Origin of the sequence: Paraburkholderia sp. (assembly GCF_050742655.1) — a bacterium.
Taxonomy (GTDB): Bacteria; Pseudomonadota; Gammaproteobacteria; order Burkholderiales; family Burkholderiaceae; genus Paraburkholderia.
Window position 1 is genome coordinate 59,870 of record NZ_JBOIGG010000001.1, and the last position, 22,867, is coordinate 82,736.

The 22,867-nt window shown below is 65.3% G+C and carries 21 protein-coding genes and 2 pseudogenes; 16 read left to right on the forward strand and 7 right to left on the reverse strand.

The annotated features are described in order from the left end of the window. The first annotated feature begins 56 nt into the window (after positions 1 to 56). Complete coding sequence (locus ACREXZ_RS00250) at positions 57 to 755, forward strand: dienelactone hydrolase family protein (protein ID WP_431762015.1); 699 nt, start codon at positions 57 to 59, stop codon at positions 753 to 755. 13 nt (positions 756 to 768) lie between these two features. After that, a complete protein-coding gene (locus ACREXZ_RS00255; RefSeq protein WP_431762016.1) occupies positions 769 to 2,265 on the forward strand; it encodes an amidase in 1,497 nt (498 codons plus the stop codon). A 31-nt stretch (positions 2,266 to 2,296) separates the two neighbouring features. Here the strand turns inward: ACREXZ_RS00255 and ACREXZ_RS00260 are convergent, their stop codons facing one another. From ACREXZ_RS00260 to ACREXZ_RS00275, 4 genes are all read right to left on the reverse strand, one after another. After that, positions 2,297 to 2,617, reverse strand: coding sequence for a high-potential iron-sulfur protein (locus ACREXZ_RS00260; protein WP_431762017.1), 321 nt, complete (start codon positions 2,615 to 2,617; stop codon positions 2,297 to 2,299). 150 nt (positions 2,618 to 2,767) lie between these two features. Beyond that, the gene (locus ACREXZ_RS00265) at positions 2,768 to 3,874 is read right to left on the reverse strand and encodes an NAD(P)/FAD-dependent oxidoreductase (protein WP_431762018.1); all 1,107 of its coding nucleotides are present in this window, start codon (positions 3,872 to 3,874) and stop codon (positions 2,768 to 2,770) included. Positions 3,875 to 4,119: 245 nt separating this feature from the next. Continuing rightward, positions 4,120 to 4,386, reverse strand: a complete 267-nt coding sequence (locus ACREXZ_RS00270; protein ID WP_431762019.1) for a DUF4148 domain-containing protein — start codon at positions 4,384 to 4,386, stop codon at positions 4,120 to 4,122. Between the two features lie 248 nt (positions 4,387 to 4,634). Next, a complete protein-coding gene (locus tag ACREXZ_RS00275) occupies positions 4,635 to 5,612 on the reverse strand; it encodes an AAA family ATPase (protein WP_431762020.1) in 978 nt (325 codons plus the stop codon). A gap of 300 nt (positions 5,613 to 5,912) precedes the next feature. On the opposite strand from ACREXZ_RS00275, the gene ACREXZ_RS00280 reads away from it, so the two are divergent. Both ACREXZ_RS00280 and ACREXZ_RS00285 read left to right on the forward strand, forming a co-directional pair. Next, on the forward strand, positions 5,913 to 6,407 hold the full coding sequence (locus tag ACREXZ_RS00280) for a hypothetical protein (RefSeq protein WP_431762021.1): 495 nt from the start codon (positions 5,913 to 5,915) through the stop codon (positions 6,405 to 6,407). Positions 6,408 to 6,435: 28 nt separating this feature from the next. After that, positions 6,436 to 7,233, forward strand: coding sequence for an endonuclease/exonuclease/phosphatase family protein (locus tag ACREXZ_RS00285; RefSeq protein ID WP_431762022.1), 798 nt, complete (start codon positions 6,436 to 6,438; stop codon positions 7,231 to 7,233). Positions 7,234 to 7,236: 3 nt separating this feature from the next. Here ACREXZ_RS00285 and ACREXZ_RS00290 read toward each other — a convergent pair whose 3' ends face one another. Further along, on the reverse strand, positions 7,237 to 8,163 hold the full coding sequence (locus tag ACREXZ_RS00290; RefSeq protein ID WP_431762454.1) for an aldose 1-epimerase: 927 nt from the start codon (positions 8,161 to 8,163) through the stop codon (positions 7,237 to 7,239). A gap of 371 nt (positions 8,164 to 8,534) precedes the next feature. On the opposite strand from ACREXZ_RS00290, the gene ACREXZ_RS00295 reads away from it, so the two are divergent. From ACREXZ_RS00295 to ACREXZ_RS00350, 12 genes and pseudogenes are all read left to right on the forward strand, one after another. Next, positions 8,535 to 9,587: a LacI family DNA-binding transcriptional regulator gene (locus ACREXZ_RS00295; RefSeq protein WP_431762455.1), complete on the forward strand. Its 1,053-nt coding sequence runs from the start codon at positions 8,535 to 8,537 to the stop codon at positions 9,585 to 9,587. Positions 9,588 to 9,694: 107 nt separating this feature from the next. Continuing rightward, on the forward strand, positions 9,695 to 10,714 hold the full coding sequence (locus ACREXZ_RS00300; protein ID WP_431762023.1) for an ABC transporter substrate-binding protein: 1,020 nt from the start codon (positions 9,695 to 9,697) through the stop codon (positions 10,712 to 10,714). A 293-nt stretch (positions 10,715 to 11,007) separates the two neighbouring features. Then, complete coding sequence (locus tag ACREXZ_RS00305; RefSeq protein WP_431762456.1) at positions 11,008 to 12,597, forward strand: sugar ABC transporter ATP-binding protein; 1,590 nt, start codon at positions 11,008 to 11,010, stop codon at positions 12,595 to 12,597. Then, on the forward strand, positions 12,587 to 13,585 hold the full coding sequence (locus tag ACREXZ_RS00310) for an ABC transporter permease (protein WP_431762024.1): 999 nt from the start codon (positions 12,587 to 12,589) through the stop codon (positions 13,583 to 13,585). Before ACREXZ_RS00305 ends, ACREXZ_RS00310 begins: the two co-directional genes overlap by 11 nt. A gap of 35 nt (positions 13,586 to 13,620) precedes the next feature. Then, a complete protein-coding gene (locus tag ACREXZ_RS00315; protein ID WP_431762025.1) occupies positions 13,621 to 14,574 on the forward strand; it encodes an ABC transporter permease in 954 nt (317 codons plus the stop codon). A 59-nt stretch (positions 14,575 to 14,633) separates the two neighbouring features. Further along, positions 14,634 to 14,732, forward strand: a pseudogene (locus tag ACREXZ_RS00320) (LysE family translocator); the annotation flags it as partial. A 384-nt stretch (positions 14,733 to 15,116) separates the two neighbouring features. Continuing rightward, a complete protein-coding gene (locus ACREXZ_RS00325; protein WP_431762026.1) occupies positions 15,117 to 15,887 on the forward strand; it encodes a ferredoxin--NADP reductase in 771 nt (256 codons plus the stop codon). Between the two features lie 471 nt (positions 15,888 to 16,358). Next, complete coding sequence (locus ACREXZ_RS00330; RefSeq protein ID WP_431762027.1) at positions 16,359 to 17,198, forward strand: sensor histidine kinase; 840 nt, start codon at positions 16,359 to 16,361, stop codon at positions 17,196 to 17,198. Continuing rightward, positions 17,195 to 17,851 (forward strand): response regulator transcription factor RqpR, encoded by a 657-nt coding sequence (gene rqpR, locus ACREXZ_RS00335; protein WP_431762028.1) that lies wholly within the window; start codon positions 17,195 to 17,197, stop codon positions 17,849 to 17,851. The genes ACREXZ_RS00330 and rqpR overlap by 4 nt, the downstream gene beginning before the upstream one ends. Positions 17,852 to 17,993: 142 nt before the next feature. Next, positions 17,994 to 19,391 carry an amino acid permease gene (locus ACREXZ_RS00340; protein WP_431762029.1) on the forward strand — a complete coding sequence of 466 codons (1,398 nt, stop codon included), beginning with the start codon at positions 17,994 to 17,996 and terminating at the stop codon, positions 19,389 to 19,391. Between the two features lie 190 nt (positions 19,392 to 19,581). After that, positions 19,582 to 20,164: pseudogene (locus ACREXZ_RS00345) on the forward strand (CoxG family protein). Then, on the forward strand, positions 20,137 to 21,168 hold the full coding sequence (locus ACREXZ_RS00350; protein WP_431762030.1) for an XdhC family protein: 1,032 nt from the start codon (positions 20,137 to 20,139) through the stop codon (positions 21,166 to 21,168). The pseudogene ACREXZ_RS00345 and the gene ACREXZ_RS00350 overlap by 28 nt, the downstream one beginning before the upstream one ends. 24 nt (positions 21,169 to 21,192) lie before the next feature. Here ACREXZ_RS00350 and ACREXZ_RS00355 read toward each other — a convergent pair whose 3' ends face one another. After that, entirely contained in the window at positions 21,193 to 22,224 is a 1,032-nt protein-coding gene (locus tag ACREXZ_RS00355) for a serine/threonine protein kinase (protein ID WP_431762031.1), read from the reverse strand. A gap of 94 nt (positions 22,225 to 22,318) precedes the next feature. Further along, positions 22,319 to 22,531, reverse strand: a complete 213-nt coding sequence (locus tag ACREXZ_RS00360) for a hypothetical protein (RefSeq protein WP_431762032.1) — start codon at positions 22,529 to 22,531, stop codon at positions 22,319 to 22,321. Between the last annotated feature and the right edge of the window lie 336 nt (positions 22,532 to 22,867).

The following is a 22,867-nucleotide window of genomic DNA, read 5'->3' on the forward strand; positions in this document are numbered from 1 at the left end:
GCTCTGCACACGTCACACTGTCACAGCACCATCCGATTTCGCGCGAGGAGAACAACGTGAGCACCACTTCCCGATGGATCGACATTCCGGCCGGCAAGGACAGCTTCGAGGGCTACCTCGCGCTACCGCAAAGCGGCAAGGGACCGGCGATCATCATCGTCCAGGAAATCTTCGGCGTGAACAGCCACATCCGCTCGGTCGCGGATCAATATGCGGCCGACGGTTACGTCGCGTTCGCGCCGGACATCTTCTGGCGCACGCAGCCGCGCGTCGAACTCACCTATGCGGGCGCGGATCGCGACAAGGGCATCGAACTGGCACAGAAAACCGACGTGAGTCTCGCGGTCGCCGATATCGGCGCGAGCGCCGCGGCGCTGCGCACGATGCCCGAAGTGACGGGCAAGATCACGGCGATCGGCTACTGTTTCGGCGGCCGGCTCGCGTACCTCGCGGCGGCGCAGGGCACGCTCGACGCAGCGGTCTCGTACTACGGCGGCGGCATCCAGAACTATCTCGACGAAGCCGCGAAGATCAAGGTGCCGATGCTGTTCCATTACGCCGAAAACGATCACGGCATTCCGCTGTCGGCGGTAGGCGAGGTAAAGGAGCGCTTCACCGGCCACGACAACGTCGAGTTCCATCTGTACACGGGCGCAGAACACGGCTTCAACTGTACCGACCGCGCGTCGTACAACCAGCATGCGTCGGCGCTCGCGCACGGCCGCACGCTGACGTTCCTCGGCGAACGTCTGTAAGCGCGCCGCCGACGTGCAGGCCGATTACCTCGCGCACGACGCCACCGGTCTCGCGGCGCTGATCCGCACACGCGAAGTCAGTGCGCGCGAACTGCTGGACACCGCGATCGCGCGCGCGGAAGCGGCGAATCCGGCGATCAACGCGATCGTGCTGAAGGACTACGATGCGGCACGCCGGCGCGCGTCGCAACACGACGCCAATGGCACCGCGAATGCGGCACAGGGTCCGCTCGCGGGCGTGCCATATCTGATCAAGGATCTCGGCGCCGCGGTGGCCGGACTGCGGATGTCGATGGGCAGCCGTCACTACCGCCATTTCGTGCCGTCCGAAGACGCGCCGATCGTCGCGCTGACGAAGGCGGCCGGACTCAACATCTTCGGCAAGACGAACACGCCGGAGATCGGCCAGATGCCGTACACGGAGCCCGAACTGTTCGGGCCGTGCCGCAATCCGTGGAACCTCGATCACACGCCGGGTGGTTCGAGCGGCGGCGCGGCCGCTGCGGTAGCCGCGGGCATCGTACCGCTCGCGCATGCCGCCGACGGTGGCGGCTCGATCCGCATCCCGGCATCGTGCTGCGGACTGTTCGGGCTGAAGCCTTCGCGCAGTCGGCAACCGCCTTCGGTGCGTCCATGGCCCGGCGAGCTGATTGTCGATCACGCGGTATCGCGCAGCGTGCGCGACAGTGCACTGCTGCTCGATCTGACTGCGGGAAATGCGCATCTGCCGCCGGGTTCGGCGGGCACGTTCACCGGCGCACTCGGCGCACCGTTCAAACCGCTGCACATCGCCTACGTAACCGAATCGATGCTTGCGCCCGCGCTGTCCACCGACGTGCGCGCCGCGCTCGACGATGCCGCGCAACTCGCGGCGTCGCTCGGGCATCACGTCGAACCGGTATCGGCCGGCATCGATTTCGACGCGGTACGCGACGCGTTTCTTACGCTATGGTCGCTGATGGCGGAAGACCTCGTGCTGAATGCCGAACGCGTGTCGGGCCGCAAGCCATTGCGCACGGAATTCGAAATCGCGACGTGGGCGATGGCGCACATCGGTCGCAAGTTCGGCGGACGCGCATTGCCTGCCGCGCTCGACGCGCAGCGTGTCATCACCGCGAAGCTCACCAATCTGCTGACGCGTTACGACGTGATCCTCTGCGCGACGCTCGCGAGCGCGCCGATCAAGATTGGCGAGATGCAGCCGACGCAGATGGAGCGCATCCAGATGCGCGCCGTCACCGCCATGCCGATCGAGCCGCTGATGAAGCGACTGCTGTCGGAGGCCTCGAACAAGGCGTTCGCATGGGCCGGTTGTACGGAGCTATTCAATCTGACCGGGCATCCGGCGATGTCGGTGCCGCTCTACTGGAATGCGCGCGGGCTGCCGGTGGGCGTGCAGTTTGCCGCGCGCGACGGCGGCGAGGCGACGCTGCTGCAACTCGCCGCGCAGCTTGAGGCGGCGCGTCCGTGGTTCGATCGCCGTCCGCCGTTGATGCCGGCGCGCACGTGAATGAGTGCGCGGCCGGGAGGCCGCGCGAGATTCAGGCCTTCTTGTTATAGGCGCTACACCAGCCCTTGTTCGACACCTGCTTGCCGCCGAACATCGGACACCCGCCGAACGCGTCGGTGGCCTTGCCCTGATAGAAGCTGCAGTTGCCGCAATCCTCGCCGGCGGCGTACTTCGCATACTTCGCCTTGTCGACCTTCGTTGCGTCTTCCTTGTAGCCGAGCGCCTGTGCGGTCGGATCGGCTTCGGTTACCTTCGGTGCATCGGCGAAGGCCTGGCGGGACAGCGCGAGCGTGGACGCAACGCCTGCAACGCCCAGGCTCGTAATCAAAAACGTACGGCGGGATGACTTCATGGGGACTCACTCCATTTTATTGAACTGACGCCGTTCTAACGACGGCGGTCCTCACAGGATAGCAACGAAGCAGCCGCGCGTGAGCATTCAAATGGCGGGCATAAGCAAATTGGCGCTGCGTGCATATGTGCGTGATGCGCGTTATATGCGTTACGCAGCGCCGGTGAGTTCGCAGACACGCTGCGCAATCGCAAGCGATGCGGTCAAACCCGGCGATTCGATACCGAACAGGTTCACGAGTCCGCGCACACCATGCGCGGCGGGACCCTGAATCAGGAAGTCGGCGGCGGGTTCACCAGGCCCCGACAGCTTCGGGCGAATCCCGGCGTAGGCCGGTTGCAGCGCGCCGTCGGGCAGCGCGGGCCAGTACGCGCGGATCGCCGCATAGAACGAATCCGCGCGACGCGGATCGACGTCGTAGCCGATCGCATCGACCCATTCGACGTCCGGACCGAAACGCGCCTGGCCGCCGAGATCGATCGTCAGATGCACACCGAGTCCCGCTTCGTTCGGCATCGGATAGATGAGCCGGCTGAATGGCGCGCGGCCCGATACGCTGAAGTAGTTGCCGCGCGCGAGATACAGCGGCGGCACGTGACGCGCATCGAGTCCGCGGATGCGACGCGCGATCGCGTTCGCCTGCAGCCCCGCGCTGTTGATCACGCATGCGGCGCTGAGTGTTGTCGGTGCCGCGCCGCCGACCTTCACGACGAAGCGTCCGTTGACCGCCTCGATCGCTTCGACCGGTGCATGGAACGCGCACACGACGCCGTCGTTTTCCGCATCGCCCTGCAACGCGAGCATCAGTTGATGACTATCGACGATACCCGTCTGCGGCGAAAACACCGCAGCGACACACTCGAGCGCCGGTTCGAGCGCCTGCGCTTCCGTACCGCCGATCCGGATCAGGTCGAGCACGCCGTTTTCGCGGCCGCGCGCCATGATGCTTTCGAGTTGCGGAATCTGGTTCGTCGCCGTCGCAACGAGCAGCTTGCCGCAGCGCTGATGTGGAACGCCGCGCGCCGCGCAGTATTCATAGAGCAGTTCGCGGCCGCGCACGCATAGCGAGGCCTTCAGCGAGCCGCGCGGATAGTAGAGGCCCGCGTGAATCACTTCGCTGTTGCGTGAGCTAACACCGACACCGATCGCCTCGGCCGCTTCGAGCACGATCACCTCGCGTCCGCGCGCGGCCAGCGCGCGGGCCACGGCGAGGCCGACCACGCCCGCGCCGATCACTACACATTCGATCTGATCCATGTGTCTCGCGCCAGCGCACCGCGCCGCGCTTCGTCTCGCTGAACTGCCCGATGGGAACGGGATGCCGCCGCGCTCCGTCACGACGCACGCGGCAGTCATCCGCCATGTCTGATGGGATTGATTGTACGACGGCGATTCAAAGCAAAGTGCCCGCAGCCGAAATGGCTGCGGGCACTGCCGGACACACTAGTGACATCGGAGCGACATCGGCGATCGCGCGCCTGACGCACGACCGTTCGCGGCGATCAGTTCTCGACGCTCACGCCCTTCGCTGCCCCCTGGCTCAGCTGCGTGCCGTACTGCACACGCGGCACCGCGTAGCCACCGGTCGGCAACTCTTGCTCGTATGCGGTCGAATTCGGATTCACGCTGAGTACGCCGCTTGCGCGGGCCTGCATGAGTTCGGCCTTCACTTCAGCGCGGGTCTTTGGTGTGGGACCGTTGTCGTTCGCGAAAGCGGGCACGGTAACAACGGCGGAGATCAGCAGGGCGGCGAGCGAGATCTTTTTCACGGTGGATTCCTGGTGTCACTGGATGAGTCGTTTGGCTGGAAGGCCGCTGGGCGGGTTGTCCGTAGCGGCATTCAGTGCGACTCAGTGTATCCACCTACTATCAATTCTCCGACCCGATCAGCCACAACTCTTAATTGCAAATTGCGAAACAACAGGCGACCGATTTACGCTGATGAATTCACAATCAGCAATAAAAAACCGCCCGCAGGCGGCTTTAATTCACAGCCGGCGCATGCGCCCGCCACCCGTCAAAACCCAATCGGCTTGCGACGCGTCCCGTAGTCGAGGCGAATGTCGTCGGGTTCGATCTGCTCGTGGTTAGCGATCCGGGCCGCACCGAATCCGTTCAGGATGGCGCGCCGCATTTCGCGCGGCGACGCCTGGATCAGCGCGTCGAGCGTGCTGTCCGCGAGCTGCGCGGGAAAGCGCGCGCCCCAGCCGTGTGCCGAGCGGATCTCGTCGTAGATCGACTGCGCGATGCGACGCGCGCCGTCGCGATCGGGCGGCGGAATCTCGTACACGTTCATCCGGTTCAGGATCGGCTCGGGAATCGAGCGCTCGTCGTTCGCGGTCGCGATCCAGATCACGTGGCCCGCGTTGATTGGCACTTCGGCAAACTCGTCGATGAAGGTCTGCGCGGTGTCGTGCTCAAGCAGCGCGTACAGCGCGCCGAGCGGATCGTATTGCGAATCGCCGGTGGCCTTGTCGATTTCGTCGACCGCGATCACCGGGTTCGCGTAGCTGCCGTGCACGAGCGCATCGAACACCTTGCCGGGCTTCGCGTTCTTCCATTGCGACGACGCGCCGGACAGAATCCAGCCCGCCGTCAGCGAACTCATCGCGACGTAGTGGTACGCGGTGCCAAGCAGCCGCGCGAGATGCTTCGCAAAGTGCGTCTTGCCGATGCCCGGATCGCCGAGCAAGAGGATCGGCATCAGCTCGAGACGGTCGTCGGTTTCGATGCACAGCGCGACCTGCTTGCGGACGTCGTCGAGCGGAGCCTCGAAATTTGGCAGCGCATCGATCAGATCGTCGATCGACGGCATCCGGTTCGGCTTCACGCAGAAACGCAGATTGCCGATCTTGAGCATCTTCTCGTACGTCGTACGCAGCGCGTCGTTCGCACCATCGCCGAGTTCGTTCAGCGCGTTCTCGACCCTGTCGAGTTCGTAGACCTTGCTGAACGACGCCACCGCGATTTCCTGCTTGACCATGGCTGTCGTCATCGCTCACCCCGTCGGACTGAAACCGTCGATGCGGCGCATCTACCGTCCCGCGCACCGCTTTGACCCAGTGTAGCGATGCACAAAATTTTCGCGCAAGCGAGCAGCGCGACACGTCTGCTGCTAACAGACGCTCAAGCCGCGCGAATGCACGCGGAGCCTTGAACCGGCGCATTCCCGTCACCAACTGAAATGTTGTTTTGCTGAACCCGGCCGGCGATCGGGTGTCAGAAACCCTTATCGTCAGCAGGCGTAAGATGGGCGGCTGTTCCACCGCCGCACCCTGCGCCGGAGAGTGTTCTCATGTGGAAAACCAGCATCGTCACCGTGCTGCTCGGCACGTCACTGCTCGCGCACGCGCAGGACACGCGTCCGGTGCAGCCGGTCGTGCAATGGCAGTTGCAGGTCATGCGCGATGGCCAGCAGATCGACGCGTTCGACGGCACGACGACCGTCGGCCAGGCGCGCACGGACACGCATCATCACGTCGTGCAGCACAACGTCGGCTGCAAGGATCAGCCGGCCGGCAGTATCGATCTGTCACGCACGCTGACCATTTCGCCGACGCGAGCGGATGCGAGCAGCGTGACGCTCGCGATCGACGCGCAGGAAACACTCGAGGAAAACGACGCGCGGCAGACCGCCGAAGGCTGCAAGCTGCCGCCGCAGCCGCGGCTCGTCAGTGCGAGTCATCCTGGGCTGCAACTCAAGACCGGTGAATGGACCACATGGAAGATCGTCGACAAAGATCCGACGCTCGAATATCGGGTGCGTGCAAGTCTCGCGAACAACCCATGACATCGACAAAAAACGTGGACGACGCGGCATGCGAAACCCCGAGGAACTGATTCGCGACAACGCGCAGTCGAAAGACTTCATCGCGGTGAGCTGGAACCTGCACAAGGGACGCACGCCGCTCGGCTTCCAGGCATGGCAGGCGATGCAGCGCTGGGTGCAGTCGACCCACGCCGACGCGTATTTCCTGCAGGAAGCGATGGCGCGCCGGATGCCGGCGCCGGTGCTGTCGAGCAATTTCGGCGCGCCGCTCGGCGATCCGCTCGACGACGTCTGGCATTGCCAGGCCACCGAAATCGCCCGCGCACTCGAACTCGAAATCGCGCTCGGCACGAACGTCTTCAAGCCTTCATGGCGGCACGGCAACGCGATCCTGTCGCCGCATCCGCTCGATCTCGGCGGCCGCTGGGACATCTCCGCGCATCGTTTCGAGCGGCGCGGTCTGCTGGTCGCGCGTGCGACCTTTGCGGGACATTCAGTGACGCTGCTGTGCGCACATCTCGCGCTGACGCGCTCGGCGCGGCTGCGGCAGATGAACTGGATCGCGCACTGGATCGCGAAGGAAGCGCCGAGCGGTCCGCTCGTGCTGGCCGGCGACTTCAACGACTGGCGTAACGATTCGGTGCCGCTCTTCGGGGAACACGGACTCCACGAAGTCGCGACGCTGCTCGGCGAACCGGCGCGCACGTTCCCCGCTTTCTCGCCGGCGCTCGCGCTCGACAAGATGTTCGTGCGCGACATGAAACCGATCGAATGGATCCAGCCGACGCAGGAAACCGCGTGGCTGTCGGATCACCTGCCGTATATGGCGCGGCTGCAGGTCGGCTGAATCTCAGAACCGCTGCGGCGTCCACACGAGCCGCGCGACCACCTCTTCATCCGGTGCGAGCACCTGGCCCCCGGTGAGTTCCGGCGCGATGCCGGCGTTGAAGCAGTCGGTCGTGTTGGTCACCGGCTCGACGCACAACTGCGTGTCGTTGGGTGGCGCGAACACCACCAGATGATCGAACGGCGCTTCCGCGCGCAGCGTCACGCTGCGCCGCTCGTCGGTCCACGTCACGGTCGCCTCGCGCGACCAGCCCGCGAAATTATTGTCCAGATCGAACGCGTCGGCGGACATGCCGCGACTCAGCGCATCGACGGCCGGATGTGCGCCGAGATGCGTCGGCAGCACGTCGCCGTCCGCATGCCACATCGCGCGTACCTGCGCGTGCACCTGCGTGTCTCGCGTCCGCGGATAGTACGGGTGATGTCCCATGCCAAACGGCATCGCGCGGCCGGACAGATTGCGCGCGCGCATCGTGACGTGCAGCGCGTTGCCGATCAGTTCGATGCGCTGCTGCGCGGTATAGCGAAACGGCCAGTCGCCCGGACAATGCGCATCCGGCTCGTGATCGAAATGCAGTTCGACAGCCTCCGGCGTGCGCGCGCCGACGCGCCATTCGCGTCGCCACGCGTGACCGTGCAGCGCGTGCGCGTAGCGATTGCCGTCGCCGGACAGATCGATCGTGCGGCCTTCGAAAACGAAGCGCGCATCGCGGATGCGGTTGCAATACGGAAGCAGCGGAAAGCTGCCCATCTTCAGCGGATCGCGCTCCACGAGCGCCGCCGGCGTCGCGGGCCGGAACCAGTGCATGAGCCCACTATTGGCCACGTCGTAGTACGCCGCGATGGAGCCGCCGATCTGCGGTGCGACCTTCACCCGCGTGTCGCCGCTTGCCAGTTCGATCAATGCGAGACCATCCGGCGCGACCGGCATGGCCACGAACGGCACCGCGTCAAGGCGCGCGGAAGGTGGATCGGATGGCAGGGAACTCAGTGACAGGTCGTGCATGGGCATAGCAGACGGCAGTGAAAGAGCCATGACGGCCCGGCGCGACTGAGAATCGCACGAGCAGACGTTGCCGGTCAATATTATTAGTAATAAATTTATCCCCTGGCAATGCCCGCGGAATTCGCTGGACCGGGCTCAAACCGGTTTGCGCGGGGTTTGCGCGCGTTGCTGCGCGGATATTATTAGTGGTACCGTCGAGACAGCCGGAGCCCCGGCAGCCGGACCCTCCGGCGTGTTCCGTTTCTGCCGCGTCACGCGGCCTCACCATGAAGAAATCGACTCAACGCCGCCCCACGATGACCGACATCGCCAAGCTCACCGGCGTATCTCAATCCTCGGTCTCGCTGGTGCTGAACAACGCGACGGGCGCGAAGTTTTCCGAAGCCACCCGCAACAAGGTGCTGAAGGCGGCACACGACCTTGGCTACCGGCTGTCGGCGCGCGCGCCGGTCGCGGCGTCGAAGGACGAACGCAACCTGATCGTCTATCTCGCCGACGAAATCTCGACCAGTCCGCATCCGGTCGTCAATGTCGACGGCGCCCGCGACGCCGCCTATGCGAGCGGCAAGATGCTCGCGGTCTACTCGACGCACGGCAACGCCGACATCGAACAGCAGGTGCTCGATGCCGTGCTGTCGAGCCCGAACGTGTTCGGCGTGATCTACGCGACCGTCTATACGCGCAAGGTCAGCCTGCCGGCCGCGCTGTCACGCGTGCCGACCGTGCTGCTGAACTGCTACACGAGCGAAGGCGGCCAGTCGTCGGTGGTACCGGCCGAGGTCGCGGGCGGCCACATCGCGACCGAGTATCTGCTGCGCGCCGGCCATCGCCGGATCGGCTATATCAACGGTGAGCCGTGGCAGGACGCGTCGAAGGATCGCCTGAAGGGCTACCGCACCGCGCTCGCCACGGCCGACCTGCCGTACGCGGCGGAACTCGTACGCGACGGCGACTGGAGCTCCGGCACCGGCTTCGAGCACACGCTGTCGCTGATGCGCGAAACGAATCCGCCCACAGCGGTCTTCTGCGCGAACGACCTGATGGCGCTCGGCGCGATCGAAGCGCTGAAGCAGCTGGGTCATCGCGTGCCGGAAGACGTGTCGGTGCTCGGCTACGACGACCAGGAAATCGCGCGCCACACGCACCCGGCACTGTCGACCGTCGTGCTGCCGAACTACGAGCTCGGCCGCTGGGCGGTCGAGACACTGCTGCAGGAAGAGCACAACCGGGCGGCCGGCGCGCCGGTGCGGCACCGGATGGTGAAGCTCGACGGTCCGCTGGTCGAGCGCGCGTCGGTGAGGGTAATTACCGAGGCAAAACAGCCCATAATTAATATTATTAGTGATTGACCAATAATAATTCCCGATGGAATAATCGGCAGGTCCGGCGATCTTCGCAGGACGACAGCGTTACCAGAAAAGCATAAGCAATCCACCACCAGGTACTGGAGGAAGACATGGCGTCGCACAATCGGCAACCGCGCCGGCAGCAGGCTCGTCCGCTGGCCGCATCGCTTCAGGTTCTGACATTCGCATTGACACTCGGTTTCGGCGCAGTCGCGGCACACGCCGACGACGGGCTGCCCAAGCTGCCCAACAAAACGCCGCTGAAGGTCGGCTTCGCGCAGACCGAGAGCAACAACCCTTGGCGGCTCGCCGAAACGAAAAGCTTCAAGGACATCGCCGCGAAGTGCGGCTGGCAACTCGTGATGACTGACGCGAACAGTTCGAACGCGAAACAGGTCTCCGACATCCAGAACATGATCGCGCAGCACGTCGATCTGCTCGTCTTCCCGCCGCGCGAAGAAAAACCGCTCGCACCGGTCGTGCTGCAGGCGAAGAAGGCTGGCATTCCGGTGATTCTCGTCGACCGTGACGTCGACCAGTCGGTGGCGAAGGCGGGCCGCGACTACATCACGTTCATCGGCTCGGACTTCATCGATCAAGGTCACCGCGCCGCTGACTGGCTCGTCAAGGCGACGGGCGGCAAGGCGAAGATCATCGAGCTCGAAGGCACGACGGGCGCGTCCGCCGCGAACGATCGCAAGAAGGGCTTCGACGAAGTGATCGCGAAAAATCCGGGCATGTCGATCATCGCGTCGCAAAGCGGCGACTTCGCGCGCGACAAGGGTCGTCAGGTGATGGAAACGCTGCTGCAGGCGCACCCCGAAGTCACCGCCGTGTACGCGCACAACGACGAGATGGCGCTCGGCGCGATCGCCGCGATCAAGGCGGCCGGCAAGCAGCCGGGCAAGGACATCCAGATCGTGACGATCGACGGCACGAAGGGCGGCATGGACGCGATCGCCGCCGGCGAACTGGGTGCAAGCGTGCAGTCGAGCCCGTTTTTCGGACCGCTCGCCTGCGACGTCGCGCAGCGCTACGCGAAGGGCGAAAAGATCCCGACGTGGGTCAAGGTATCGGACCGCTTCTACGACAAGAGCAACGTGCAGCAGAGCATGCAGTACGGGTACTAAGCCCGCTACCAGCGGCAACTGGGCAGTAACGGGCGCCCCCCTCGGAAGGCAGCGCCCGAAGCAGTGCGTGAGCGGAGCCGCCAGGGACTCCGCTGACGGGAAGGTTCGGAGCGGCGCGCCCGCGCTGCGCACAGCGTCTCGCGGGCCGTCGCTTCGCTTTGTCCGGCGTACCATCGACAACTAGCGGCAAGGCCTGCAGCCGGCCGCACGTATTGCATCCGGAGGGCTTCGTGACGGTATCCGTCAGCCAGACGCCGCAGTCCCGAGACACGGCGCTTCCGCCGTTGCTGGACATGCAGGACATCCAGATCAGCTTCGGCGGCGTCCCCGCATTGCGCGACGCGCAACTGAGCGTCGCCGCCGGCGAGGTGCACGCGCTGATCGGCCAGAACGGCGCCGGCAAATCCACGATGATCAAGATCCTGACGGGCGCCTACCGGCGCGCCGGCGGCAGCGTGCGCTTCGAGGGTCGCGAGATCGATTTCCGCAGCCCGAAGGAAGCGCGCGAAGCCGGCATCAGCACGATCTATCAGGAGATCAATCTGGTGCCGTTCCGCTCGGTGGCGGAGAACATTTTTCTGGGTCGCGAGCCGCGGCGCTTCGGATTGATCGACTGGCGCACAGTGCAGCAGCGTGCCGCCGCATTGCTCGAATCGTTCGGCTTGCAGATCGACGTGAAGAAACCCGCGGGCAGTTATTCGACCGCGATCCAGCAGATGGTCGCGCTCGCGCGCGCAGTATCGGCCGACGCGAAGATGGTCATCATGGACGAGTCCACGTCGTCGCTCGACGAACGCGAAGTGGAGCTGCTGTTCTCCGTCGTGCGCAAGCTGCGCGACGACGGCCGCGCGGTAATCTTCGTGTCGCACCGGCTCGACGAACTGTATGCGCTGTGCGATCGCGTCACGGTGATGCGCGACGGCCAGACCGTCGCGCAGAGCACGATGGCCGACATGGACAAACGCCAGCTCGTGACGACGATGCTCGGCCGCACGCTGGCCGCGGTCGTCGACGACGACACCACTGCGCGCGACACGCATCTCGCGCAGCGCGGCGAACAGGCGATCGCCGTGCAGGGTCTCGGCGCGCGACCGCTCGTCAACGACGTGTCGCTCGCGGTGCATCGTGGCGAAGCGGTTGGGCTCGCCGGTCTGCTCGGCTCCGGACGTACCGAAACGATGCGTCTAATGTTCGGCGCCGATCCGCTCGAGCGCGGCAGCGTGTCGATCGACGGCAAGACGGTCACGCTGAAGTCGCCGCAGGATGCAATCGCGCGCGGCCTCGCGTACCTCACCGAAGACCGCAAGGGCGACGGCATCGTGCCCGAGCTGTCGGTGCGCGACAACCTCACGCTCGTGTGTCTGCGCACGCTCGCGAAGCACGGCATCGTCGACAGGAAGCAGCAGCAGGCGATCGTCGAGCGCTTCGTCGCGTCGCTCGGCATCAAGCTGCGCAGCCCCGATCAACCAATCCGCGAACTGTCCGGCGGCAACCAGCAGAAGGTGCTGCTCGCACGCTGGCTCGCCGCGCAGCCGACGCTGCTGCTGCTCGACGAACCGACGCGCGGCATCGACGTCGGCGCGAAAGCCGACGTCGCGACGATCGTGCGCGAACTGCGCGACGCCGGACTCGCGGTACTCCTGTCCGCGTCGGAACTCGAAGAACTGACCGCGGTAGCCGATCGCGCGGTCGTGATCCGCGACGGCCGCACGGTCGCGCAGCTAGACGGCGCGGCGATGAGCGAAACCGCGATCATGGATGCGATCGCGTGGGGCAGCGACGGCCATTCGGCGCTCGCGGAAGCCGCGGTCGCCGTCGAAGCGGGCGACGTCCACGAAGCGGCGCAAGCCACGCAGAAGGAGGGTAGCCGGCATGGCTCATGATTCATTGCGCAACGACGCCGCGCCGCTGACCGTGGCCGCGCCCGCGACGACGGTGAAAAAGCGCCGGCGTATCGCGATCCAGCGCGAGATCGTCGTGCTGCTCGCGATGCTGGTCTTCAACCTGCTGTTCACGCCGCACTTCTGGTCGCTGCAGACGTTCAACGTGAACCTGACGCAGGTGGTCACGATCGTGATCGTCGGCATCGGCATGACGCTTGTGGTCGCGACCGGCGGTATCGATCTGTCGGTGGGCGCGTCGATGGCGATCGCAGGCGCGCTCGCGCCGATGCTCTTCATGCATGTGGACGGCGCGCTCGGTATCGCACTCGCGTTCGTGCTGCCTGTGCTCGCCGCCGCGCTGTGCGGCGTGTTCAACGGGCTGCTCGTCACGCGGCTCGCGGTGCAGCCAATCGTCGCGACGCTGGTGCTGTTCATCGCCGGACGCGGCATCGCGCAGGTCGTCACCGACGGCAGCCTGCAGGCGTTCGATACCCCCGCATTTCAGTGGATCGCGCTCGGCAAGGTGGCCGGCGTGCCGTTCCAGGTGCTGCTGATGTTCGCGCTCGTCGCGCTGTTCACGTGGATCGTGCGCAAGACGCTGTTCGGCCAGTATCTGCTCGTCACCGGCGGCAACGAGAAAGCCGCGTATCTGTGCGGCATTCCGACCGCGCGCACGAAGCTGATCGCGTACACGATCTGCGCGGCGCTCGCCGGGCTGGCCGGGCTGATTTCGATCTCGGTGAATTCGTCGTCCGACGCGAACGTCGTCGGGCTCGGCATCGAACTCGACGCGATCGCCGCGGTAGCGGTAGGCGGCACGGCGCTGACGGGCGGCAAGGCGTACATCGGCGGCACGCTGATCGGCGCGCTGATCATCCAGCTGCTGCGCTACACGCTGCTCGCGCACGGCATCCCCGATGCGGCGGCGCTCGTCGTCAAGGCGGCGATCATCGTCGCGGCCGTCTACGTGCAGCGACGCGCGCGCTGACGCCGCGCTCCTCCGATGCTCCGGAACCTCGTCCGATGAAAAAGAACCTGCCCATCCTGATCGCGCTTGCAGCCCTCGTGTTGCTCGGCGTCGTGCGCTACGACCACTTCGCGTCGGCGTACAACATCACGTCCTTCTGGCGCTACAACTCGATGTTCGCGCTGATCTCGATCGGCATGGCGTTCGTGATCATCACGGGCGGCATCGATCTGTCGGTCGGCACAGTCGCGGCGCTGGCGAGCGTCGTCGCCGCGCTGACGAGTCCGTTGGGCGGCTGGGTCGCGGTGCTCGCGGGCGCGGCGGCCGGCGCGGCGGTCGGCGTGCTGAACGGGCTCGTCATCACGCGACTGAAGATCCTGCCGTTCATCACGACGCTCGCGACCAGTCTCGGCGCGCACGGCGTCGCGCTGCTGCTCGGCAAGAACGACGCGGTGTCGATCTCCGCCGATACGAACTTCGGCGCGTTCGGCCAGGGTGACCTGTTCGGCCTGCCGATCCCGGGACTCGTCGCGCTCGTGGCGGCCGTACTCGGCTGGCTCGCGCTGCGCAGCACGCGCTTCGGACGGCATTCGCTCGCGATCGGCGGCAGCGAGGAAGCGGCGCGGCTGATGGGCCTGAACGTCGACCGGACGCTGGTCGTTGCGTACGCGGTGAGCGGGCTGCTCGCGGGACTCGCCGGCGTGATCCTCGCCGCGCAGTTCGGCGCAGGACAACCGAACGAAGGCGTCGGCTGGGAGCTGTTCGCGATTTCGGCGGTGGTGCTCGGCGGCACGCTGCTGACCGGCGGCGAAGGCTCCATCGCGATGACGATTGCCGGCGTGCTGCTGCTCGGCCTCGTCTTCAACCTGCTCAACTTCGAGAACGGGCTCGGCTTCGTCAGTCTGTCGGCGTACTGGCAGTCGGTGATTCGCGGCGTGTTCCTGCTGGTCGTGATCGTGCTGCAGGCGCGTGTGCTGAAGCAGCGTGGGCGCAGGGCGGCGGCGGGTTAGCGTCCTTCGCTTAACAGTGCCGGCTGCGCATCGTGGTGCTCGCGATGATCGGCGCGACGGAGCGCACGCAACGCGGCTATCGCCGGTTGCGTCGACCGATCGACGGAGTGTGCGGCGCCGTGCTCGTCGGCCTCGGTGCGAAGCTCGCCGCCGAGCGCCAGGCGGCCCGCCTTTCTTCAAGCGATTCAAGCCTTTACCGCTCCGCCAGCAGGGTCAATGCTGCGTCGCACGACGCGTTTCGGTATGATCGCGGGGCTGTTTTGCCGTCCCGGCCAAGTTCGCCGATGCCCGTCCGGCGGCCCGCAAACCGATGTTTCGGCAGCCTGTCGCGGCCCGTGTCCCGATGCGCGGTCACGCAGACCGCCGACATGCGTCGGCAGCCGGTGCCCGCACCGAAGCCCGCAGGGTGTTAGCCGCTGACAGGCAACGGGCAGCAGGCGCGGTAGAATAACGGATTGCGCATCGTTCTCATCGAGGTGCGCGCCCTGTCGCCGTATGGCCGGAACCGACGGCCGCCTTCTTTTTCGCATCCATCAAGCGCCATGAGCAACCTGACTCACCAAACCGTTTTGAGCGTCCACCACTGGACGGACACGCTTTTCAGCTTCACCTGCACGCGCGATCCGAGCCTGCGCTTCGAAAACGGCCAGTTCACGATGGTCGGGCTGGAAGTGGAAGGCAAGCCGCTGATCCGCGCCTACAGCATGGCCAGCGCGAACTATGAGGAACACCTCGAGTTCCTCAGCATCAAGGTGCAGGACGGCCCGCTGACGTCGCGTCTGCAGCATCTGAAGGTGGGCGACCAGGTACTGATCGGCAAGAAGCCGGTGGGCACGCTGATGGCCGACAATCTGTTGCCCGGCAAGACGCTGTGGCTGCTGTCCACTGGCACGGGCCTCGCGCCGTTCATGTCGATCATCAAGGATCCTGAGGTGTACGACCGCTACGACAAGGTGGTGCTTACGCATACCTGCCGCTTCGTCGACGAGCTGGCGTACAAGGAATACATCACCGAAGACCTGCATAACCACGAGTACCTCGGCGAAGTCGTCCGCGAGAAGCTCGTGTATTACCCGACGGTCACGCGCGAAACCTTCCAGAACCGCGGCCGCATCACCGAACTGATCGACACCAACAAGCTGTTCGAAGACCTCCAGTTGCCGTCGTTCTCGCTCGAGAACGATCGCGTGATGCTCTGCGGCAGCCCGCACATGCTGCGCGACACGCGCGAACTGCTCGACAGCCTCGGCTTCAAGGAAGGCAGCAACAACGAGCCGGGACACTACGTCGTGGAAAAAGCGTTCGTCGGCTAAACGTCCGCGGCCTTTCGCCTGACCCGAACCGGAGCCCTGCGCTCCGGTTTTTTATTGGCGTGCCCGGTGCGTTTCATCGCGCCGCGAGCCAGTCGAACCGCGCCGCGCCGGAGTTACAAATTCGGCTTCTCAGATTTAACCTTTCCCGTCAGCGTTTTTCTGACGCGGCCGTCTGTGACAGACTTCTGAAAGGCCTTCAAAATCCCCCGCTAAGCCTTGGTGTATCTGCATTTTCTATTTTTTTAAGATATCATCGCGGCGCAGCGATCAGTGTGGTCAACCCTCACCAGGGTTAGATCCGATTTGTTACTGAATGTAAAATTCGTTACGCTAAAACGTAGCGATTATCCGTCGCGGCAGTCCCGCTGCAGATGCATCTGGAGGCTTGAGGTTCGCATGCGTTGTCCAGTCTTCGCGCGATCGATGCGCACGCAGTTCGCCCCCCAATCCGCTTCCTGACGAGGGAGAGAGATGGACACGTCGATGGTCGTGCCGATCGGTATGGGCAACCCGACCTCCGCCGCCGATTCCGAACTCGCCTGTCTGCGCGAGCGCGTCCGTGCGCTCGCCGCCGAACTCGCCGCGGCGCATGAAACCGCTCGCCGTCAGCTTGCGCGCGAACTGCACGACAGCGTGGGTGCCGAACTGACCGCGGCGCGCTTCGCGCTGGCCGGCATCGATACCTGGCTGCCCGCCGATGCGCCGTCTCAATGTGCGGCCGCACTGGCGGTCGCGAACCGTTCGCTCGACGCCGCATGCGCCGCAGCCCGCGACGCCGTCACGGAACTGCACGCACCGCCTCTCGAAGCCGGCATCGTCGCCGCGCTCGCGCAATGGACCGACGACTTCGCCGCCCGCACCCGTCTGCGCACGAGCTTCGTCTGCGCCGCCGATGTCCGCCTCACCCGGCTGTCCGCCGACGGGACACTCGCGATCTTCCGCGTCGCGCAGGAAGCGCTGACCAACGCCGCCCGCCACGCACGCGCGTCGTGCGTGAACGTACGGATCAAGACGAGCCGCCGCCACCTGACACTCACCATCGCCGACGACGGCATCGGCATCGTACGCGGCCTGCGCCGACGTCGCGGCGAAGCGCAGGGCCACTACGGTGTGGCCGGCATGCGCGCGCGTTGCGAAGCGTTCGACGGCACGCTGCGGGTCACGAGCGTCACGGCGAAACACGACGGCAAGTCCTCCGGCACCACGGTCCGCGCGCGGTTCGCGTGGGACCGGCTGCTCGTCGATGCGCCGCGGCCGGCCGCGTACCGGACGGGCACCGGCATGAACGCGCGCTCAGGCGGCACATCATGAGCCTGCGCATTCTGCTCGTCGACGATCACGCGGTCGTCCGTCAAGGTGTCAGCCATCTGCTGATCGACCGCGGCGTCGCCTGCGAGGTCGTCGAGGCGCAGACCGGCGCTGAAGCGCTCGCGCTGGCCGCGAAGCAGGTCTACGACGTGATCCTGCTCGACATCTCGCTGCCCGACATGAACGGCGTCGAAGTGCTCAAGCGCATCAAGCGCAAGGTCCCGCGTGTGCCCGTGCTGATGTTCTCGATGTACCGCGAGGATCAGTACGCAGTGCGCGCGCTGAAGGCGGGCGCGGCCGGCTATCTGTCGAAGACGATCGACGCCGCGCAACTGATCGGCGCGATCCAGCAGGTCGCCGCGGGGCGCAAGTACGTGAGCCCGGCGATGGCCGAAGCGCTTGCCGACTATGTATCGTTCGACGGCGAACAGCTGCCGCACGAAAAGCTCTCCGACCGCGAATACCAGACGCTGTGCATGCTCGCGTCCGGCCAGCGTCTGACCGACATTGCGAATACGCTGTCGCTGTCGGTGAAGACAGTCAGCGTGTACCGCACGCGGCTGCTCGAAAAAATGCGGCTCAGCAATAACGCGGAACTCACGTTCTACGTGATGAGCAATCGCCTCGTCGACCTGAATCCGGTGATGACGGCCTGAACCGGCTTTAACCGGATCGCCCGCGCCATATCCCCCTTCGTCCGTGTGCGCCCGCCAGGGGCAGCACCGTACATCCGCTAGAATCGAGGGTTTTCCGATATCGGGCGCGCCCATGCGCGTGCTCTCCAGGAGACTCCCGCCCATGTCCCTCTTCCGCAAGAAGAACATCGAGCAGATGCTCGCCGGCGCGCAAAGCGCCGGACTCAAAAAAGCGCTCGGCGCACTCGATCTGACTTTCCTCGGCGTCGGCGCAATCATCGGCACAGGGATTTTCGTGCTGACCGGCACGGGCGCCGTGCAGGCCGGCCCGGCGCTGATGCTGTCATTCCTCATTGCGGCCGTTGCATGCGGCTTCGCGGCGCTCGCGTACGCGGAATTCGCGTCGACGATCCCCGTCGCCGGTTCGATCTACACGTATTCGTACGCGACGCTCGGCGAACTGGCCGCATGGATCATAGGCTGGGATCTGATGCTCGAATACGGGCTCGCGACCTCCGCGGTATCGGTTGGCTGGTCCGGTTATCTGCAGTCGCTGCTGCACGGCTTCGGCATCTCGTTGCCCGACGCGCTGACGGCCGCCCCTGGCGCGGTGCCCGGTGTTCACACGCTGTTCAACCTGCCCGCGTTCCTCGTGATGATGGCGATCACCGCGCTGCTGTCGGTCGGCGTGCGCGAATCGACTCGCGTGAACAACCTGATGGTCGCGATCAAGGTCGTGGTCGTGCTGCTCGTCATCGCGGTGGGCGTGTTCCACGTCACGCCGGCGAACTGGCATCCGTTCATGCCGAACGGCTGGAACGGCGTGTTCGGCGCGGCCGCCGTGATGTTCTTCGCGTTCATCGGCTTCGACGCGGTGTCGTCGGCGGCCGAGGAAGTGAAGAACCCGAAACGCGATCTGCCGGTGGGCATCATCGCTTCGCTCGGCGTCTGCGCGGTGCTGTACGTCGCGGTCGCGGCGGTCGTCACGGGCATCGTGCCGTACGCGCAGTTCGCGAACATCTCGCACCCGGTGTCGTACGCGCTGCAGGTGGCCGGCCAGCCGTGGGTGGCGGGCTTCATCGATCTCGGCGCCGTGCTCGGCATGCTCACCGTGATTCTCGTGATGGCGTACGGCCAGACGCGCGTGATCTTCGCGATGTCGCGCGACGGGCTGCTGCCCGCCGTGCTGTCGCGCGTGCATCCGCGTTTCGCGACGCCCTTCTTCACGACGTGGCTGGTAGGGATTTTCTTCGGCCTGATCGGCGCGCTGGTGCCGCTCAACGTGCTCGCCGAACTGATCAACATCGGCACGCTCGCCGCCTTTTCGATGGTGTCGATCGCGGTGCTGATCCTGCGCAGGACGCATCCGGATCTGCCGCGCGCGTTCCGCTGCCCAGGCGTGCCCGTCGTGCCGGTGCTGGCGGTCGCATCGTGCCTGTTCCTGATGGTCAACCTGCAGGCGATCACGTGGATCGCGTTCGTCGTCTGGCTCGTGATCGGCATGGCGATCTACTTCGGCTACTCGCGGCGCCATTCGAAGCTCGCTCACGCGACCCACTGACGCTGGGTCTGCGCACTGCAGCATCGCAACCGCGGGCTCCACGGCCTGCGTTTTTTTCGCCCTGCGCCCCGCCGTGATCGCGGTCCCGCAGGAGCAGCACGTCGACGTGCGCCAGCCGGTTCATAATCTGAAGAACCTCGCCGCATTCGGCCACGATCGCAAGAACATCGTCTTCCGGAGGAGCAACGCCATGGACCTGACCGAGCACTACACGCTGCCGATCTCGCAGCAGCGTGCATGGGAAGCGCTGAACGACACGACGATCCTGCGCGTGTCGATTCCCGGCTGCGACAGCATCGAGGCGGACGGCGACAACACATTCGCGCTGTCGATGAGCGCGTCGGTCGGGCCGGTGAAGGTAAGCTTCAAAGGTCGCATGCGTCTCATCGACATCGACGCGCCGCGCACGTACACGATCGTCTTCGAAGGCCGGACCGGCACCGGCACGGCGCACGTCACGCTCGAACCTGCCGGCGACACGGCGACGAAGCTGTCGTACACGGCGAGCGCGCAGGTCGGCGGCAAGCTCGCGCAGATCGGCTCGCGGTTCATCGACGGCGCCGCGCGCAGGCTCGCCGGCGAGTTCTTCCGGCGGTTCGGCGAGCAGGTGAGCGGCGGCGCAGCCACGCCGCTATCTGACGCAAACGTTCAGGCTGCGGCACAATCGCAGGAATAGCAGAAATAGCCGATCCGCCACCCGCTGGCGGACAACCGGAAGCTGCCTAACCGGAAAGGAAGAGAAACCATGGACAGCGTGGATCTCGAAGTCCTGAAGTCCAGCGCACGCTGGCTCGAAGAAGGACACCGCGCACTGCTCGTGACGGTGGTAAAGACGTGGGGCTCGTCGCCGCGACCCGAAGGCGCGATGCTCGCGGTGCGCGACGACGGCCTCGTGGTCGGCTCGGTGTCGGGCGGCTGCATCGAAGACGATCTGATCGACCGCGTGCGCCGCCTTGGCATTCAACAGACCGTACCCGAAGCAGTGAAATACGGCATCTCCGCCGAAGAAGCGCATCGTTTCGGGCTGCCCTGCGGCGGTACGATCCAGCTCGTGCTCGAACCGCTGACGCCAGCAAGCGGCATCGCGGCGCTGTGCCGCGCGGTGGAAGACGGGCAGCTCGTCGCGCGCACGGTCGACATGACGACCGGTGCGGCGCGGCTCGAAGCGGCGTGCGCGACCGACGGCGTCGACTTCGACGGCGAACGGCTGCTGACCCTTCACGGTCCGCGCTACCGGATGCTCGTGATCGGCGCCGGTCAGCTATCGCGCTACCTGTGTCATATCGCGGTGGGACTCGACTACCAGGTGACCGTCTGCGATCCGCGCGACGAATACACCGACGAGTGGGACGTGCCGGGCACGAAGATCGTCCACACCATGCCCGACGACACCGTGCTCGACATGAAACTCGACGAGCGCTGCGCGGTGATCGCACTGACGCACGACCCGAAGCTCGACGACCTCGCGCTGATGGAAGCGCTGAAGACGCCCGCGTTCTACGTCGGCGCGCTCGGTTCGCGGCGCAATAACGCGGCACGGCGCGAGCGTCTTAAGGAATTCGATCTGAACGACGCCGAACTCGCGCGGCTGCATGGGCCGGTCGGCATCTACATCGGCAGTCGCACGCCGCCGGAAATCGCGGTGTCGATACTCGCGGAAGTGACGGCCGCGAAGAACGGCGTGTCGCTGCCGACGCTACTGCAGGTCGAAGGCGCGAAAGCCGCTCGCGAAATCGCCGCGACCGGCGGCACGATCTGCAGCGTCGAGCGCGTGTAGGCGTGTAGGGCGCTCACGCGCCGTTCACGACACCGGCCACAGCGGACCTTCCTGCATCGCACCGATCTGCTCGCGCAGTTCGAGAACGCGGTCTTCCCAGTAGCGTTGCGAGTTGAACCAAGGAAACGCCGCGGGAAACGCAGGGTCGTTCCAGCGTCGCGCGAGCCACGCCGAATAGTGAATGAGCCGCAGCGTGCGCAGCGCTTCGATCAGATGCAGTTCACGCGGTTCGAATTCGCAGAAGTCCTCGTAGCCTGCGAGCAGATCGGCGAGCGCACGCGACGCTTCCTGTCGATCCCCCGGCAGCAGCAGCCAGAGATCCTGTACCGCGGGGCCCATACGACTGTCGTCGAAGTCGACGAAATGCGGACCGGCGTCGGTCCACAGCACGTTGCTCGGATGGCAGTCGCCGTGCATGCGCAGCGGCTGTACGTCGCCGGCGCGCTCGAATGCGTGCTCGACGCCTTCCAGCGCGAGATCGACGACCGTGGTCCACGCGGTGCGCACGTTGTCCGGCACGAAGTCGTGGGTGAGCAGATATTCGCGCGGCTCGCGGCCGAACGTGTCGATGTCGAGTGTGGGACGCGCGGTATAGCGCTGCGTGCGCCCGACCGCATGGATACGGCCGATGAAACGCCCGAGCCATTCGAGCGTATCGCTGCGATCGAGATCGGGTGCGCGTCCGCCGCGCCGCTCGAAGATCGAGAAGCGGAATCCTTCGAATTCGTGCAGCGTGCGGCCATCGAATGCGCGGGCCGGCACCGCGGGAATCTCGCGCTCAACGAGATCGGCAACAAATGCGTGCTCTTCGAGAATCGCTTCATCGGTCCAGCGCTCCGGCCGGTAGAACTTCACGATCACCGGCGGGCTATCTTCGACGCCGATCTGGTACACGCGATTTTCGTAGCTGTTCAGCGGCAGCATGCGGCCGTCCGTGCGCACGCCCACCGTCTCGAGCACGCCGTCGACCGCGTCGAGCGCGCGTTCCGGTGTGAGCCGGGCAAAAGGGACAGCGCCGTCGGCACCGCCCTGCGAAACCTGGAGATCGTCGTTCATGCCCGCATTGTGCCCCGCGCCGTCACGGATGACGAGCGCGTCACGAGCGTGCGAATCACGTGCACGATGGGCACACCGACAGGCCAGCGGACATTCAATGTATCTGCGCGCCGGCGGGACGAACGAAGTCGCCTGTATCGATCAGATCTTCGAGGAAAAAGGGTTCGGTGTTCAGTAGCAGCGATGTGCCGGGCTCGCCGGCATACCACGCCACCATCGCCATGTCGCCGAGAAGGCGCATGACAATCCCGCGCGCGCCCGCAGGCACGGCGATATGCACGGATCGGACGATAGAACCGACTTGCATGATGTTTCCCCGTTCTCCCAAGCCGGCTGTGTTGAACCCGATGCCGGTCAATGTATGAAAAAAACGCCGCGACGCCCTAACGTTGCAAGCGCACCTGACCCGCTCTGCGCTCTGCGCGTTTCCCGTGCGGTTAAACCATTGTTCCTGTTTTGGCGGCGCGGGGAAAGTAGAAAGTAAAGGGACATGTCCCGCCTTTCCACCGCATACCTCTTACAAAATACTAACTGTAACGCATAGTAATGAGCCGATCATAACCGGTGCTGAACCATCCGCTTAATTTCGCGCATGAAGCTTACGATACGCGGTATATTCCGGTCGCATAGGCCCACCGCCGTC

Excerpts from the sequence above, each read along its gene's own strand:
- ACREXZ_RS00340 (WP_431762029.1), top strand. The coding sequence starts at position 17,994 with ATGTCCCTCTTCCGCAAGAAGAACATCGAGCAGATGCTCGCCGGCGCG.
- ACREXZ_RS00265 (WP_431762018.1), bottom strand. The coding sequence starts at position 3,874 with ATGGATCAGATCGAATGTGTAGTGATCGGCGCGGGCGTGGTCGGCCTC.
- ACREXZ_RS00350 (WP_431762030.1), top strand. The coding sequence starts at position 20,137 with ATGGACAGCGTGGATCTCGAAGTCCTGAAGTCCAGCGCACGCTGGCTC.
- ACREXZ_RS00310 (WP_431762024.1), top strand. The coding sequence starts at position 12,587 with ATGGCTCATGATTCATTGCGCAACGACGCCGCGCCGCTGACCGTGGCC.
- ACREXZ_RS00275 (WP_431762020.1), bottom strand. The coding sequence starts at position 5,612 with ATGACGACAGCCATGGTCAAGCAGGAAATCGCGGTGGCGTCGTTCAGC.
- rqpR (WP_431762028.1), top strand. The coding sequence starts at position 17,195 with ATGAGCCTGCGCATTCTGCTCGTCGACGATCACGCGGTCGTCCGTCAA.
- ACREXZ_RS00290 (WP_431762454.1), bottom strand. The coding sequence starts at position 8,163 with ATGCCGGTCGCGCCGGATGGTCTCGCATTGATCGAACTGGCAAGCGGC.
- ACREXZ_RS00285 (WP_431762022.1), top strand. The coding sequence starts at position 6,436 with ATGCGAAACCCCGAGGAACTGATTCGCGACAACGCGCAGTCGAAAGAC.
- ACREXZ_RS00360 (WP_431762032.1), bottom strand. The coding sequence starts at position 22,531 with ATGCAAGTCGGTTCTATCGTCCGATCCGTGCATATCGCCGTGCCTGCG.
- ACREXZ_RS00260 (WP_431762017.1), bottom strand. The coding sequence starts at position 2,617 with ATGAAGTCATCCCGCCGTACGTTTTTGATTACGAGCCTGGGCGTTGCA.
- ACREXZ_RS00315 (WP_431762025.1), top strand. The coding sequence starts at position 13,621 with ATGAAAAAGAACCTGCCCATCCTGATCGCGCTTGCAGCCCTCGTGTTG.
- ACREXZ_RS00305 (WP_431762456.1), top strand. The coding sequence starts at position 11,008 with ATGCAGGACATCCAGATCAGCTTCGGCGGCGTCCCCGCATTGCGCGAC.
- ACREXZ_RS00300 (WP_431762023.1), top strand. The coding sequence starts at position 9,695 with ATGGCGTCGCACAATCGGCAACCGCGCCGGCAGCAGGCTCGTCCGCTG.
- ACREXZ_RS00355 (WP_431762031.1), bottom strand. The coding sequence starts at position 22,224 with ATGAACGACGATCTCCAGGTTTCGCAGGGCGGTGCCGACGGCGCTGTC.
- ACREXZ_RS00330 (WP_431762027.1), top strand. The coding sequence starts at position 16,359 with ATGGACACGTCGATGGTCGTGCCGATCGGTATGGGCAACCCGACCTCC.
- ACREXZ_RS00325 (WP_431762026.1), top strand. The coding sequence starts at position 15,117 with ATGAGCAACCTGACTCACCAAACCGTTTTGAGCGTCCACCACTGGACG.
- ACREXZ_RS00280 (WP_431762021.1), top strand. The coding sequence starts at position 5,913 with ATGTGGAAAACCAGCATCGTCACCGTGCTGCTCGGCACGTCACTGCTC.
- ACREXZ_RS00295 (WP_431762455.1), top strand. The coding sequence starts at position 8,535 with ATGACCGACATCGCCAAGCTCACCGGCGTATCTCAATCCTCGGTCTCG.